At 61.3% G+C, this 15,041-nt stretch carries 9 protein-coding genes; 6 read left to right on the plus strand and 3 right to left on the minus strand.

What is annotated here, in order from left to right; translation table 11 throughout:
* Positions 1–190: 190 nt before the first annotated feature.
* The 4 genes from PH603_RS05955 to PH603_RS05970 all read left to right on the plus strand — a co-directional run bounded on the left by PH603_RS05955 (position 191) and on the right by PH603_RS05970 (position 8,474).
* The gene (locus PH603_RS05955; RefSeq protein WP_289505094.1) at positions 191–2,728 is read left to right on the plus strand and encodes a glycoside hydrolase family 3 protein; all 2,538 of its coding nucleotides are present in this window, start codon (positions 191–193) and stop codon (positions 2,726–2,728) included.
* 87 nt (positions 2,729–2,815) lie between these two features.
* A complete protein-coding gene (locus tag PH603_RS05960; protein WP_289505095.1) occupies positions 2,816–3,982 on the plus strand; it encodes a dipeptidase in 1,167 nt (388 codons plus the stop codon).
* Positions 3,983–4,140: 158 nt separating this feature from the next.
* Positions 4,141–5,274, plus strand: coding sequence for an efflux RND transporter periplasmic adaptor subunit (locus tag PH603_RS05965; RefSeq protein ID WP_289505096.1), 1,134 nt, complete (start codon positions 4,141–4,143; stop codon positions 5,272–5,274).
* Between the two features lie 23 nt (positions 5,275–5,297).
* Positions 5,298–8,474, plus strand: coding sequence for an efflux RND transporter permease subunit (locus PH603_RS05970; protein WP_289505097.1), 3,177 nt, complete (start codon positions 5,298–5,300; stop codon positions 8,472–8,474).
* On the opposite strand, the gene PH603_RS05975 is transcribed toward PH603_RS05970, so the two are convergent.
* From PH603_RS05975 to PH603_RS05985, 3 genes are all read right to left on the minus strand, one after another.
* Complete coding sequence (locus PH603_RS05975; protein ID WP_289505099.1) at positions 8,456–9,217, minus strand: sulfite exporter TauE/SafE family protein; 762 nt, start codon at positions 9,215–9,217, stop codon at positions 8,456–8,458. The genes PH603_RS05970 and PH603_RS05975 overlap by 19 nt on opposite strands.
* A gap of 91 nt (positions 9,218–9,308) precedes the next feature.
* Positions 9,309–10,898 carry a PAS domain-containing sensor histidine kinase gene (locus PH603_RS05980; protein WP_289505100.1) on the minus strand — a complete coding sequence of 530 codons (1,590 nt, stop codon included), beginning with the start codon at positions 10,896–10,898 and terminating at the stop codon, positions 9,309–9,311.
* A 29-nt stretch (positions 10,899–10,927) separates the two neighbouring features.
* A complete protein-coding gene (locus tag PH603_RS05985; RefSeq protein ID WP_289505101.1) occupies positions 10,928–11,641 on the minus strand; it encodes a Crp/Fnr family transcriptional regulator in 714 nt (237 codons plus the stop codon).
* Between the two features lie 218 nt (positions 11,642–11,859).
* Between PH603_RS05985 and PH603_RS05990 the strand changes: the two genes are divergently transcribed.
* Positions 11,860–12,501 (plus strand): TetR/AcrR family transcriptional regulator, encoded by a 642-nt coding sequence (locus PH603_RS05990; RefSeq protein ID WP_289505102.1) that lies wholly within the window; start codon positions 11,860–11,862, stop codon positions 12,499–12,501.
* Positions 12,502–12,593: 92 nt separating this feature from the next.
* On the plus strand, positions 12,594–14,960 hold the full coding sequence (locus PH603_RS05995; RefSeq protein ID WP_289505103.1) for a TonB-dependent receptor: 2,367 nt from the start codon (positions 12,594–12,596) through the stop codon (positions 14,958–14,960).
* The last annotated feature ends 81 nt before the right edge of the window (positions 14,961–15,041 follow it).

Raw genomic sequence — 15,041 nt, forward strand, 5'->3', positions numbered from 1 at the left:
CTCGTTGTCAAGCTTCTTGACGGGGTCTTCCGGGTGCAGCCGCGCAGCAGGGCGGGTTTGTGCCGTTTGCGAACATTCCGACAGGTTTTTCACGATTTCCGTTGAAATGGTAGCGCTAACGCATAATATGTGGAAACGCTACCATCTGAGGGGATGGTGTAAATATATTGGGGATACAAGGGGATAGGGGATGAAGCGTTTCATCGCACTTGGCGATTCTGTAGCGGTTTTTGCGCTGGTGGTGGCAGGCGCAGGCCTTCTGGCGGCCTGTTCGGACCAGAAAACCGCCACTCCGGGTGAGGCCAAGGCCCCGGAATCCGCTGAGTCAGCCACTATCCCGGCCGAGTCCCCTGTCAATCCCGCCGCATGGCCCGAAGCACGCAGCAAAGGGCTGATTGATGCGGCAACGGAAGCAAAGATCACCGAACTGATGGCGGCCATGAGCCTTGAGGAAAAGGTCGGCCAGCTGATCCAGGGTGATCTTTCAACCATCCGCCCCGAAGACCTGCGCGACGTGCCGGTTGGCAGCATCCTTGCCGGCGGCAGCAGCGCGCCGCTGGGTTACCCTGATCGCGCCCCCGCCGAAGCGTGGGTTGAAACGGCAAAGGCCTTCCGGGCGGTGGCGATGGAAAGCCGCGACGGGCACACGGCCATCCCGCTTCTCTTCGGGATCGATGCCGTGCACGGACACGGCAATGTGGTGGGGGCCGTGGTGTTCCCGCACAATGTGGGGCTCGGGGCGGCGAACGACCCGGATCTGGTGAAACGCATATCGGAGGTGACGGCCATCGAGGTGGCGGCTACCGGCATCAACTGGGCCTTCGCGCCCACGCTTGCCGTGCCGCAGGATGACCGCTGGGGAAGGACATACGAAGGCTATTCGGAATCGCCCGACCTTGTTGCCTCCTACGCCGCCGCCGCTGTGGAAGGCTTGCAGGGCAAAGCGGGGGAAATCCGCATTCAGGACGGTCATGTGGCAGGCTCGGCCAAGCATTTCCTCGGCGACGGCGGCACCGAAGGCGGGATCGATCAGGGGGACACGAAAGTCTCCGAGGCCGATCTCGCCCGCATTCACGGGGCAGGCTATCCCCCGGCTATCGATGCCGGTGTGATGACGGTGATGGCCTCCTACAACAGCTGGTACGGCGTGAAGATGCACGGCAACCGGTCGGTGCTGACCGATATCCTGAAGGGCCGCATGGGCTTTGACGGCTTCGTGGTTGGCGACTGGAACGGCCACGGCCAGATTCCGGGCTGCGTGCCGACCAATTGCCCCCATGCCTTCAATGCCGGGCTCGACATGGCAATGGCGCCCGACAGCTGGCGCGAGCTTTATGCCAATACGCTGGCGCAGGTGAAGGATGGCACCATTCCGCTCGCCCGTGTTGAAGATGCCGTACGGCGTATCCTGCGTGTCAAATTCCATCTGGGGCTGTTCGATCCCGCCCGCCCGTTTGAAGGGCGCACCGACCTTGTCGGCAGTGCGGCGCACCGTGCGGTGGCGCGCGAGGCCACGGCCAAATCGCTGGTGCTGCTGAAAAATGAAGGTGGCGCCCTGCCGGTGAAGGCTGGTGCCAACGTGCTGGTGGCGGGCGCTGCGGCCAATGACATGGGCCAGCAAACCGGTGGCTGGACGCTCAGCTGGCAAGGCGATGGCAACAGCCGCGCCGATTTCCCGAACGGGCAAACGATCCTTGAAGGCCTGCAGCAAACGATGGCAGCGGGCGGCGGCAGCGCCACCTTCTCGGCTGATGGCAGTTTCACCGACAAGCCGGATGTCGCCATCGTGGTGTTCGGCGAGCAACCCTATGCCGAAATGCGCGGCGACCTTCGCACGCTCGAATTCGAGCCGGGCGACAAGGCCTCGCTTGCCATCCTCAAGAAACTGAAGGCCGCCGGTGTGCCGGTCGTTTCCGTGTTCCTGTCGGGTCGCCCCATGTGGGTGAACCCGGAGCTGAACGCGTCCGATGCTTTTGTCGCCGCGTGGCTGCCGGGCAGCGAAGGTGGCGGCGTGGCCGACGTTCTGATCGGCGACAAAGATGGCAAGGCCCGCACCGATTTCACAGGCAAGCTCTCCTACAGTTGGCCGAAAAGCGCCGACCAGTTTGCGCTGAATGTGGGGCAGGAAGGCTATGACCCGCTCTTTGCCTTCGGCTACGGCCTGAAGGCAGGGGAGGCGAGCAGCCTGCCGATGCTTTCCGAAGAGCCGGGCATTGACGCCAGCGACTTCAACCGCACGCTCTTCTTCGCGCGCGGCGCCTTTGTGAAGCCCTATTCGGCAAGTTACGGCGAGGGCATCGCCCATGCGCATATCGATTCCGCCAACATGCAGGAAGGGGCCGTGAAGCTTGAGTGGGGCGGTGCGCCCGCCACTTTCGCCATCACCGGCCCCGAAATGGAAATGAGCCGCGAGACGAATGCCGATATGTCGCTTGCAGTCACCTACCGGGTGGATGCGGCACCCGAAGGCGAAGTCAGCATCGCGATGCCGACAACCCTTGGGGACACAGGGCTTGATGCCAAGCCGCTCTTCTCCGCAAACATTGGCGAATGGCGGACAGTGAAACTGTCACTCAGCTGTTTTGCCCGTGCAAACCCCGGCATGCAGCAGGTGGCGTCACCCCTTGTCATTACGGCAAGCGGGGCGTTCGGCATCAGCATTTCGGACGCGCGGATCGTGACCGACCCCGAAGGGACGGTCTGCCCGGATGGTAGCGCGGTTGACTGAGGCACCTAGCCTTTTGAAATGACTTGAAGCCCGGCAAGCTTGCCGCCACAGTCCCCGGATGTAGAACAAACGTTTGGGGGCAAGGCCATGCAGAGACGCGACTTTCTGAAAACGCTGGCGGGGTCGACAGCCGCGCTTTGGGCGCTAAAGGCGGGCGGCGCTGCGGCATTCGCGGGCGACGGCGCATGGCCGGGATACGACAAGGCGTTTGTCATCAACAATCTTGGCGGGCTCAGTGACCCCAACCTTCGGCTGAAGGATTACGAAGCCGAAGGGATCGACAAGAAGACCTTCGTCGTGTCCCCGCGCATTCTGGCGGACCTCAAGGCCTCGGGCATGACGGCGGTGAACCACACAATCGGCCATGTGATGGGGCCGGGCGACCCGTTCGAAATCTCGGTTGCCGATATCGCCTTCTGGAACCAGGTGGTGCGCCACAATGCCGATGCGCTGACGCTCGTGCGCTCGGTTGCCGATATCAAGGAAGCGAAGCAAAGCGGGCGCTGCGGCATCATTCTCGGCTTCCAGAATACAACGATGCTGGGCGACGACGCGGAGCGGGTGGATACCTTCGCCGGGCTTGGTGTGAAGATCATCCAGCTGACCTATAACGACCGCAACCGGGTCGGCGATGGCTCGATGGTCGCCGAAAACCGGGGCCTGACTGCCTTTGGCCGTGAGGTGGTGGAACGCCTGAACCATGTCCGTGTGCTCGTTGATCTCAGCCACTCGGGCGAACAGACCTGCCTAGATGCCGTGAAGGCCAGCAAGCGACCGATCTGGATTTCGCACACCGGCTGCCGGGCGCTCGCCGACACGCCGCGCAACAAGACGGACGTCGAACTCCGCGCCGTTGCCGAAAAGGGTGGCATGGTCGGCATCTATTTCATGCCGTTCCTTCGGGACGACAGCTTCGCGATGGCGGAGGACGCCGTCCGCCATATCGAGCATGCCATCGATATCTGCGGCGAGGATCATGTGGGCATCGGCACCGATGGCGGCACCACGGCGGTTGATGATGTGGATGCTTTCCGCGCCGTTATCGCCCGCGAGATCGAGGAGCGCCGCAAGGCCGGCATCTCGGCCAAGGGGGAAAAGCCCGGCGTCGTCACCTTCCTGCCTGACATGCAGGGGCCGGATCAGTTCCGCATGCTCGCGGCCATGCTTTCAAAGCGCGGGCATTCGACCGGCCGGATCGAGAAGATTCTGGGGCAAAACAGCCTCGCTTTCATGCGCGAGATCTGGGGCGCCTGATCAGGCGCCACTAATACCCAGATATAACTTCACCCTTTCGGGTGGCGGCGTTACTATCGGGCCTCGACGTTCCGATTATGTTGATCCATCGATTGTTGCCAACCTCACGCCGTGGCTGCGCTTTTTGCCCGTGTGCGTTTTTCCCATGAGGCCCGACAATGACCCGTTTTCCGCACCTTGCCGCACTCGCCCTTGCCCTGATCGCCAGCACAGCCGCCTCCGCGCAGGACAGGCCGCCCACCCCCGTGGATGTGGCGCAGCCTATTGTCCGCTCGGTGACCGAATATAACGAATATACGGGCCGGTTCGAGGCCGCCCAGCAGGTGGAAATCCGCGCCCGTGTGTCGGGCTATGTGCAGGAAATCCGCTTCAAGGACGGCGAGGATGTGAAGGCGGGCGATGTGCTGATCGTCATCGATCCGCGCCCCTACCGGGCGAATGTGGCGCGCGCCAAAGCGGACAAGAGCCACGCAGTTGCCATGCGGAAACTGGCGGAGCTTGAGGTTGCCCGGGGCGAAAAGCTGATCAAGAGCAACAATATCCCGGCAGACGAGCTCGACAAGCGCCGCGCCAACCTTTCGGCGGCGACGGCGACCGAGGAAGCCGCCCAAGCAGCGCTCACGAATGCGGAACTTGATCTGGAATTCACCGAGGTGAAGGCGCCCTTCGATGGCCGCCTGTCGCGCAAGCTTGTGGATATCGGCACGCTTGTCTCGGGCGGGTCGCCGCAATCGACGGTGCTTGTGAATATCGTCAGCCGCGGGCTCGCGCATTTCTGGTTCGACGCGCCGGAGGCCGACTATCTGCATTTCCTGCGGCTCGATAACCGGGGCGAGCGCACGTCGGCCCGGTTCGAGGTCAAGAAGGTGCAGGTGCGGCTCCTGGACGAACAGGAGTTTGTCCATGAAGGGTATCTCGATTTTCTCGATAACCGCATCAACGAAGGCACCGGCACGCTGCGGGCCCGGGCTGTGTTTGACGAGGGCGGCGAACTGCTGATCCCCGGTGCCTTCGGGCGCCTGCGCCTGCCGGCTTACGGCCCGCATGAAGTGATGCTGCTGCCGGATACGGCGATCCTTTCCGATCAGGGGCGGAAGCTCGTTTATGTGATTGGCGAAGGCAATGTGGTGGGGGTTCGCATGGTCGAAACCGGCCCGATTGCCGAGGGCATGCGGATCGTGCGGAGCGGCATCCAGCCGACCGACAAGGTGATCGTCAACGGCGGGGTGAAGGTCCGCCCCGGCATGCCTGTCGCCCCCAATCCGGTTGATCTTGCCGCCAGCGCCAGCTGACCCCAGCGAAGAAGGAAATCGCCATGCGCTTCTTCCAGAATTTCATCGACCGGCCGATTTTCGCGACGGTCATCTCCATTCTGATCGTCATTGTCGGGGCCGTCAGCTATATCGGCCTGCCGGTTTCGCAATATCCCGAAGTTGCCCCGCCGACCATTCAGGTGGTGGCCAACTATCCGGGTGCATCCGCCGAAACCGTGGCCGATACGGTGGCCACACCCATCGAGCAGGAAATCAACGGCGTTGAAGGCATGCTCTATATGCTGTCGCAGGCGACGGGGGACGGGCTGCTTACCATCACGGTGACCTTCGCGACGGGCACCGATCTGGATGACGCGCAGGTGCTGGTGCAGAACCGCGTGGCGATTGCCGAGCCGCGCCTGCCCGAGGAAGTGCGGCGCCTGGGCGTCATCACCCGCAAAAACTCGCCGGACCTGATGATGGTGATCCACCTCAGCTCCCCCGATGGCAGCCGCGACCAGCTTTATATCTCGAACTATGCCAAGACCCAGATCGTGGACCGGCTGGCGCGGATCGAAGGCGTGGGCGAAGCCCGCATCTTTGCCGAACGGGCCTATTCGATGCGGGTCTGGCTGGACCCTGACCGGATCGCCGCGCGGGAACTGACAGCAGGGGATGTGGTCAGTGCGCTTCGCCGCAACAACCTGCAGGTTGCCTCCGGCGTCATCAACCAGTTGCCGGTGAAGGATCAGGGCGCATTCGAGCTTGGCGTGCGCACACAAGGCCGGCTGACAGCACCCGAAGAGTTCGCCAACATCGTGGTGAAAACCGATACCGAAGGCCGCGTCACCCGTGTGCGGGATATCGGCCGGGTGGAACTGGGTGCGCAGGACTTTTCGAACAACGGTTACCTGAATGCCGATCCGGCCCTGCCGATCGCCATTTTCCAGCGGCCGGGGTCGAACGCGCTGGCAACGGCTGCCGAGATCATCGCGGCGATGGAGGATATCGCCTCCGAGTTTCCGGCGGGCATGGTGCATACGATTGCCTATAACCCGACCGATTATATTGAGCGCTCGGTCGATGCCGTTTACGACACGATCTTCGAGGCCATCTTGCTCGTCGTCATCGTGATTGCCGTGTTCCTGCAGTCATGGCGGGCGTCGCTGATTCCGGTGATCGCGATCCCTGTGTCGCTGATCGGCACCTTTGCGGTGATGGCGGCCTTCGGTTTCTCAATCAATAACCTGACCCTTTTCGGGCTGGTGCTAGCCGTGGGTATCGTGGTCGATGACGCGATTGTGGTGGTCGAGAATGTGGAACGCTACCTGAAGGCCGGGCTGCCGGCGCGGGAAGCGGCACGGAAGACGCTTTCCGAGGTCGGCGGCGCCCTGATCGCAATTGCGCTGGTGCTTGTCGCCGTGTTCGTGCCGGCGGCCTTCATCACCGGTATCAGCGGGCAGTTCTACCGCCAGTTCGCACTGACGATCGCGACCGCAACGGTGATTTCCGCCATCGTTTCGCTCACCCTTTCGCCAGCGCTTGCCGCGCTTCTCTTGAAGGCGCACGGCGAAGAGGGGGAGGAAGGCCATAAGGCGCGGCCATGGGACGCCTATGTGACCCGCTTCTCGGACGCCTTCAACAAGGGCTTCGACCGGCTGTCGGATCGTTACGGCGCCCTGACAGAGAAGCTCACTGGGCGTACGCTTGCCATGAGCGGTGTCTATGCCGGGCTGCTGCTAGCCACCGTCCTGGTGTTCGCGCGCGTTCCCACGGGGTTCATCCCGCAGCAGGATGTTGGTTATTTCATCACTGTGATCCAGTTGCCGCCGGGGTCGTCCCTGTCGCGGACTGACGAAGTGGTGCGCCGGGCCTCGGCCATCCTCGCCGAGCATCCGGCCATCGCCAATGCCGCTGCCTTTGCGGGCTTCGATGGTGCCACCTTCACGAATGCGCCGAACGCCGGTGCGATCTTCTCGCCACTCAAGCCGTTCGAGGAGCGCCTTTCGGATGGCTGGACCATCGACAAGGTGATGGGCGAAGTGCAGATGAAGTTTTTCGGCATCAAGGAAGCCATGATCTTCGTCGTGCAGCCGCCGCCGGTGAGCGGTATCGGCAGCGCGGGCGGCTGGAAACTTTACCTGCAGGATCGTGGCGGGCGCGGCAGTGCAATGCTCGCGGGGCAAGCCTACGGCCTGATGGGCGCGGCGAGCCAAAGCCCTGTGGTGCGCCAGCCCTTCACGCTCTTCAATACCGCAACGCCGCAGATATATGCGGATATCGACCGGGTGAAGGCGCAGATGCTGGGCGTGCCGCCTGAGCGGATTTTCGAGACGCTTGAGGTTTATCTCGGCTCTGCCTTCGTCAACGATTTCAACTTCCTTGGCCGCACCTACCGCGTAACCGCGCGGGCAGACGGTGAATTCCGTGATGACCCGAGCGATATTTCGGGCCTGCGCACACGGTCGGACAACGGCGAGATGGTGCCGATCGGCTCTGTCGCCACATTCGAGAACCAGACGGCCCCCTACCGGGTGTCGCGCTATAACCTCTATCCCGCCGCCGAATTGATCGGCGACGTGGCACCGGGCTATTCGACCGGCGATGCGATTGCCGAAATGGAGGGGATTGCCGCGAATGTGCTGCCCGACGGGTTCGCCATCGAGTGGACGGATCTTGCCTATCAGGAACTGACGCAGGGTGACACCAGCGTGGTCGCCTTCTCGCTGGCTGTTGTTTTCGTCTTCCTGCTCTTGGCCGCCCTTTATGAAAGCTGGATGCTGCCGCTCGCGGTGATCCTGATCGTGCCGATGTGTATTCTGGCCGCCATGATCGGCGTGTCGATGCGGGGAATGGACAATAATATCCTCACCCAGATCGGGCTTCTGGTGCTGATCGGCCTTGCCGCCAAGAATGCCATCCTGATCGTCGAGTTTGCCCGTCAGCTGGAAAACGAGGGCCGCACACGGTTTGAAGCCGCGGTCGAGGCCGCCCGTCTGCGCCTTCGGCCCATCCTGATGACATCCTTTGCCTTCATCTTCGGCGTGATCCCGCTCGCCATTGCCTCAGGGGCCGGGGCGGAGATGCGCCAGTCGCTGGGCACGGCGGTTTTCTCGGGGATGCTGGGCGTTACCTTCTTCGGGCTGATCTTCACACCGGTCTTCTATGTCATTTGCCGCACAGCCGGCGGCTGGTGGGAACGCCGGAGCGCACGTGAGGCTCAGGCAAAAGCGTCGTAAATGAGTTTGAGGCCCGAGAGGAACACAGCCGCATAAATGATGCGGTAAAAAAGCGCGTGCGACACACGGGCATTGAGCCACATGCCGAGCTTGAAACCGATGGGCACGAGCGGCGCCAGCACGGCGGCGGCAACAGCCGCCTTCAGGGTCAGTTGCCCGGCGAGGATATAGGCCGGCAGCTTGCCCGCATTCACCAGCGCGAAGAACCACACACCGGTGGCGGCAAACACGCCCGGCGCCAGCTTCTTGGGCAGCAGGTAGGTGTGGAAGGGCGGCGAACCCGCGTGGGCGATATAGCTTGTATAGCCCGCGACTGCGCCCCAGAACTGGCCGTCATTCGACGGGGCTTTCGGGCCGTTTTCTGCCTCCGCCGCTTTCCTTGGCCACCAGCTGTAAAGACAGAAGGCGACGGCGATGATGCCGACCATCAGCCGCACCATGTCGGCGCTGACCATACTGGCGGTCAGCCCGCCGATGATGATGCCGACCGCCGCGCCGGGCAGCAGTTTCTTCAGATGGCCCCAATCCGCCTGACCGCGCCAGGCGCGCACCCCGAAAAGGTCCATGAACAACAGAAGCGGCAGCATGATCGCCGCCGCTTCGGTTGGCGGCACGGCAAGCGACAACAGCGGCACAGCCAGAAGCGCAATGCCGCCGAACCCGCCTTTCGACACGCCGGTAATTACCACCGCCGGGATGGCGGCGGCATAAAACCAGGGGTCGGTCGGGATCATTTCAATCATCGGATTTCCTCTCGTCGGCGTGGCCACCATAACAGAGGAAAAGCGATTGTCGCGTCGCGAGTTTCGAAACGGCGTGTCGCTTCGAAAAGGTTCAGGACGCGGTATCGAGGGTGAGGCTTTTCTCTGCCACCATCGTGCGCTCGGGCGGGAAGTCGAGGATGACCGTGGTGCCGGCGCCGGGTGTGGAATCGATGGAAAGCTTGGCCTGATGCAGTTTCGATAGCGCGTCCACAATGGCGAGGCCAAGCCCGAGGCCGCTTTGCTTTTCGCTTGTCCACACCGAATGCAGCTTCGAGAAGCGCGCGACGGCACGAGAGACGTCGTCGGGGCTCATGCCGCAGCCGTTATCAGACACCGCAAGCCGGATGCCATGATCGCGCCGCACATAGGCCTCCATCGTTACCCACCCGCCGGGCTCGGTGAATTTGATGCTGTTGGTGACAAGATTGAGGATGACCTGCAGAAGCCGCAGCCTGTCTCCCCAAAGCTGGGGCATATCTTTCGCGCACTCGATATAAAGCCGGATATTCTTTTCCTTGGCGCGGGTCTGGGACATGGTCCGCACTTTCTCGAGCAAACTGCCGACCTCCAGCTCCTGCTCGCGCAGTTCCACAAGGCCAAGGTCAACGCGGGACATTTCAAGGATATCGCCGACAAGTTCATTGAGCAGCGATCCGGCGTGGCTGATATAGCCGGCATAGCCTTTCAGTCGCTCCTGATTGTCAGACGTGAAATCGAGGCTCTGGATAAGGCCCGCGTAGCCGATGATGGCGTTGAGCGGTGTGCGCAGTTCGTGGCTGAGGTTCGCCAGAAACTCCGTCTTGCTGCGGTTGGCTTCGGTTTCGCGCATCAGCGCTTCATTCATCTTGTCCTGCAGGTTGCTGACATCGGTGAAATCCTGCACCGATCCGATCACCAGGCGGGGGCGGCCAAGGTCGTTGCGCTCCACCCGGCCGATTTGGCGAACGACACGCACCTTGCGATCGCGCCGCATGATCCGGTGCTGGATATCATACTGGTCCAACTCGCCCGTCAACACCCGGTCCACGGCTTCTTTCACCTTGTCCCGGTCTTCAGGATGGATCATCCGGGCAACTTCGGTCATGCCCGGCGGCTGACTGGTGTTGTCGTACCCGCAGATTCGGTAAACCTCGTCCGACCAGTAAAGATCGCCGGTTGCGATGTTCCAGTCCCAGCTGCCCACATTGGCCAGTTGCTGCGCCATCAGGAAGCGGGCTTCGGCGTGGCGGAGGCGCGTGAGCGAGCTTTTCAGTTCCGCCTCGCGCTGCACCAGCAGCGAATGCGCCTGCTTCAGCGGGGTCATGTCGGTCATGATCACGCCGAACAAGAGTTCGCCGTTCGCGTCGCTTTTCACAATCGACGTGCCAACCGCACGGGTTTCGCCGTCCTTGGTCAGCATCGGCAGGGCGTCGCGCTGGCCCATCAGATAGATCGGCGCGCCGCTCCGGCTATGATCGTCGAAATAGCGGGTATGGTGCTGGCGAAGCTCGGTCGGGATCAGTTTTTCGAAGTGATCGCCGACGAGTTCTTCCTGCCCGTAGCCTGTCATCTCGGATGCGCCGGGATTGGCGTAGCGGATGATGCCGCCAGCGTCGATCAGGTAGAAGGCGTTGGGGGCCAGCCCCACAAGGCGCGCGATGATTTCTTCAACTTCGCTCATAATGACCTACCCCCTGAAGATCATCCGTCTCAAAACAGGCCCATGGCCTTGAAGTCCTGTAATGCTTCCCTGATCGGCTCAGGGTCGAGAATGGTGATGAGCCGGTCCGTCCGTACCAGTTTGCCGGCCTGCTCCAGCTCCCTGAATGTACGGCTGGTTTGTGCCTTCGATAGGCCGTTGATGAGGCCGATCTCGGTTTGGGTAATGCCCAGCGGGATGGCATCGCCCACTTTAGGCAGTTCATCGGGGCGGCTGCGCAGCCACAGTTCTGCCAGGAAGGCGACGAGCTTGGATTGTGCGTCCCCGAAGTTGGTGATTGTGCCCCGAAGCGAGCATTTCTGGATTGAACTCAGAAGTTCCTGCGTCAGCGCGGGATACAGCGATGGCCGTTCGTCCAGAAGGGCAAAAAGCTGTGCACGGGGCAGGGCTGTGGCTGTCACCTTGTTCAGTGCCATCAGGTTCACCCGGACGTCGCCATGCACCAGGACGCGGGCCGGCGCAAAATCGCCGGGGATGAAAAGCTGGGGGTAGAAAGTGCGGCCACAGGGCAAGTCGACATAGCAAACAGCACAGCCGCTGCGGATCAGATACACGGTCTCGAGCGGGGAACGGCAAGTTGCAATGACAGCGCGACGGTCAAAGGAGACTTCTTTGCCATGTGTGCATGCAATATTGGCCAAGTCATCGTGGGTCGGACATGACTGACGAACACTTGTCTCTTTTACACCTTCGGTTGCAAACAACGCCGGAATTCCCGTTAAGATCGGCCATTTTACCAACTCGGATACAAGGCTACAGGTTTATATAAAGGCCAAATCCTTGCACGCCCTCCATACAATTTTGGTTTCATTTGGAACATGCGTCCTGTTGCCGCGGGTTGTGCCGGGCTTGCATTTCATGGGCAATGCATCTAAATATTTTAGTCAGCTAAAAATATTGAGATTAGGTCCGGACTATCCCCATGACAGGCTTGCGTGAACAACAGAAGGCCCAGCGGCGTCGCCAGATCGAGGTGGCGGCTGCTGAACTCTTTGTCGAAAAAGGCTTTGCCGACGCCACCATCGAGGAAATCGCGCGTCGTGCGATGGTGTCCGCGCCGACCGTTTATAATTATTACGGCACGAAGGGTGACCTGCTGCTGGCGCTGGTGGCGCGCGGGGAAGAGGGGATTGCCGCCCATATGCCCGATTTCGAAGCACGGGCCGCAGTCGAGGAGCCGGTTGATCTGGTCACAGCCGTGATCGCCTCGAACGTGCGGGATACGCTTTCCGCCCTGTCGCGGGAACTCTGGGGGCATGTCGTCGCCTTCGTTGCGACCTCGCCGGACCCGGAAGTAGCGCCCAAGTATCTGAATACGATTGCGGAAGGGCTGGCAGCGGCCATTGAATCCGTACTGCGGGCCTATCAGGCATCGGGCCGGGTTATCGATGCGGTGAATGCCCGCGAGACCGCCTATATGCTGACCCGGCTGGAGCGCATCCATTTCCTGAATTTCGTCTATCTGAAATCCATGACGCTGGAAGCGCTGGAGGCGGCAATCGCTGCGGACGTGGCTGTCGTGATGGCGGGGATCACGCGCCCTGCTGCATCAGGACGGGCTTAAAAATTTATTAGCCAGCAAAATTAGTTTAGTTGACTATAAAAAAATAGCCTGCCATATTTTCTTCACGTGGGCACCTTACGGGAGGAAAAATCATGGCCATCAAGGCTCGTTATAAGCTCAGTCTCACGCTCGCCGGATCAACGGCGGCAATCGCACTTCTCGCCGGGGCGCCTGTCGTCCATGCGGACGATGATGTCACTTTCGAGGAAATCACGGTTACGGCGTCGCGCCGTGCCGAGCGTATCCAGGATATCCCCTATAATATCTCGGCTGTCACCGGCGGCACGATCGAACGCGCCAACATGCTGGATTCGGCCGAGCTTCTGCGCTCGGTTTCCGGTGTCACGGTCGCTGACCGCGGCCCGCGTAACGCCAGCGCCGTGAACAGCATCCGCATCCGCGGCCTCAACGTGGATAGCTCGGTACTTGGTGACTATGCAGTCTCTGCTGCAGCGTCCGTTTCCACCTACCTTGGCGACACGCCGCTTTTCGCGAACCTCCTGCTGAAGGATCTGGAGCGGGTCGAGGTGCTGCGTGGGCCGCAGGGCACGCTTTATGGCTCGGGCGCGCTCGGCGGTACGGTTCGCTATATCCCGAACAAGCCGGATACAGCTGAATTCACCGGCCAGGTGGCAGGCTCAATGAGCAAGGTGAAGGGCTCGGACAGTGTGGGCTGGACGGGTGACCTGACGCTCAACGTACCGCTTTCCGACAAGCTCGCCTTCCGCGCCACCGGCGCACGGCAGGATTTCCCCGGCCTCACCGACTATGTGAATGTGTATGAGCTGGACGGGAACGGGGCACCGGTCGCGCCGAACGGCATCCTGTCGCCGGATGCTTCCTACAAGAATGTCGAGGACGCCGACACCTATGATGTCTGGTTCGGTCGCGCTGCCCTGATGTTCAAGCCGTCCGATACAGTTGAAATCACCGCCAGCTATATGCGCCAGTCGGATGATATCGGTGGCCGCCGCGCTGAAACGGTTGGCAAGGATGGCTTCGGCAACACCTATGGCCGCTACGAAGTTGGCTCGGTGCAGCTTGAGCCCGCCGAAGCGGATGTCGAGATGATGGCACTTGAGGCCAGTATCGATCTCGGCTTCGCGACGCTCACATCATCGACCAGCCACTATGATGTGGATGGCTGGAGCACCAGCGAAAACACAGGCTTCTATGCACAGGCCGGCTGGCTGGGCTTCTATTATAACTTCGCGCGCCCGATGGCGACGGCTTACCGCACCTATTATGACAAGGCTTTCGTGCAGGAAGTGCGGCTGGTTTCTGAAGGGTCCGGCCCCATCCAGTATGTCGTCGGCCTTTACTATCAGGATCAGGACCGGCAATCGACGCAGCAGAGCTTCCTGCCCGGTGCCTTTGAATATCTGGACGCCCTTTACGGCCCCGGTATCACCTGGGCGAACCCGAACAATCAGGATTTCGAATATAGCCTGACCGAGAATTTCAAGCAGAAGGCCGTTTACGGCGAACTGACCTGGGCTCTCAGCGAAAACTTCGATGTGACGGGCGGTGTGCGCTGGTTTGATAACGACAGCACGTCGACCTCCTATATGGACCTGCCCTTCTATGTGGGGCTTTTCACCCCGCTGAACGGCGCGCCTATCGAGGGCGGTGAAAGCAAGGCGATCTTCAAGGCGAATGCCACCTATCACCTCAGTGACGACAGCCTCGTTTACGCGACCTTCAGCCAGGGCTATCGCCGCGGCGGCGTGAATGCGGTGCCGACAGCCGGTACTTTTGCCGAAAACCCTGCCTGGATCGTTTACGAGCCCGATACGGTCGATAACTACGAGCTTGGCTTCAAGGGCTCGGCCGATGGCCTGCGCTACACCGCCAGCGTCTTCTATGTCGACTGGTCCAACCCGCAGCTCAACACCTCGACCCCCAACTGGGGCTTCTTCGCGGTGGCAAACGGCGACAAGGCTTCAACCAAAGGGGTGGAGCTGGAACTTGAAGGCCAAATCGGCACCAGCCTCAACTATACGGTCGGCTATGCCTTTGCGGACGCCAAGCTGAAGGATGACTTCATCTCGCCGACCGGCGCCAACTATGCGCCCGATGGCACCCGGCTGCCGTCTTCGCCGAAGCATATGTTCAATGTGGCGCTGACAAATACCCACCCGATTTCCGAAAGCATGACGCTGATCAGCCGGGTGGACGGCTATATGCAGTCGAAGGTCAGAAACACCATCGGCACCACCAGCAGCCTGACCCGCGATATCGGCGGCTACGGCATCTGGAACGGCTCGGTGACGCTGGCGATGGAGGAAATTGATATCTCCATCTGGCTGAAGAATGCCTTCAATGCGCGGGGCGTGAGCGGTGTGTTCACCAATGCCTATATGGGCACGGCACCAAGCGAAGGCTATTACGGCAACGGCTCCAAGGAGCAGATCGCGCTGCCGCGTACCTTCGGCCTGTCGGCCACCTACCGCTTCTGAGGAAGCCGATATAAGACGGGTCTGCCGGCGCCGCTTGCCGGCGGCGGCCGATCCGTCTTTAATCAGGCAAACCGGAGCGAA

This window comes from Gimibacter soli, assembly GCF_028463845.1.
In the GTDB taxonomy this organism is placed as follows: domain Bacteria; phylum Pseudomonadota; class Alphaproteobacteria; order Sphingomonadales; family Kordiimonadaceae; genus Gimibacter; species Gimibacter soli.

What these genes read in the sequence shown, in the direction of transcription:
- PH603_RS05955 (WP_289505094.1), top strand. Translation starts at nt 191, where the DNA reads ATGAAGCGTTTCATCGCACTTGGCGATTCTGTAGCGGTTTTTGCGCTG.
- PH603_RS05960 (WP_289505095.1), top strand. Translation starts at nt 2,816, where the DNA reads ATGCAGAGACGCGACTTTCTGAAAACGCTGGCGGGGTCGACAGCCGCG.
- PH603_RS05965 (WP_289505096.1), top strand. Translation starts at nt 4,141, where the DNA reads ATGACCCGTTTTCCGCACCTTGCCGCACTCGCCCTTGCCCTGATCGCC.
- PH603_RS05970 (WP_289505097.1), top strand. Translation starts at nt 5,298, where the DNA reads ATGCGCTTCTTCCAGAATTTCATCGACCGGCCGATTTTCGCGACGGTC.
- PH603_RS05975 (WP_289505099.1), bottom strand. Translation starts at nt 9,217, where the DNA reads ATGATTGAAATGATCCCGACCGACCCCTGGTTTTATGCCGCCGCCATC.
- PH603_RS05980 (WP_289505100.1), bottom strand. Translation starts at nt 10,898, where the DNA reads ATGAGCGAAGTTGAAGAAATCATCGCGCGCCTTGTGGGGCTGGCCCCC.
- PH603_RS05990 (WP_289505102.1), top strand. Translation starts at nt 11,860, where the DNA reads ATGACAGGCTTGCGTGAACAACAGAAGGCCCAGCGGCGTCGCCAGATC.
- PH603_RS05995 (WP_289505103.1), top strand. Translation starts at nt 12,594, where the DNA reads ATGGCCATCAAGGCTCGTTATAAGCTCAGTCTCACGCTCGCCGGATCA.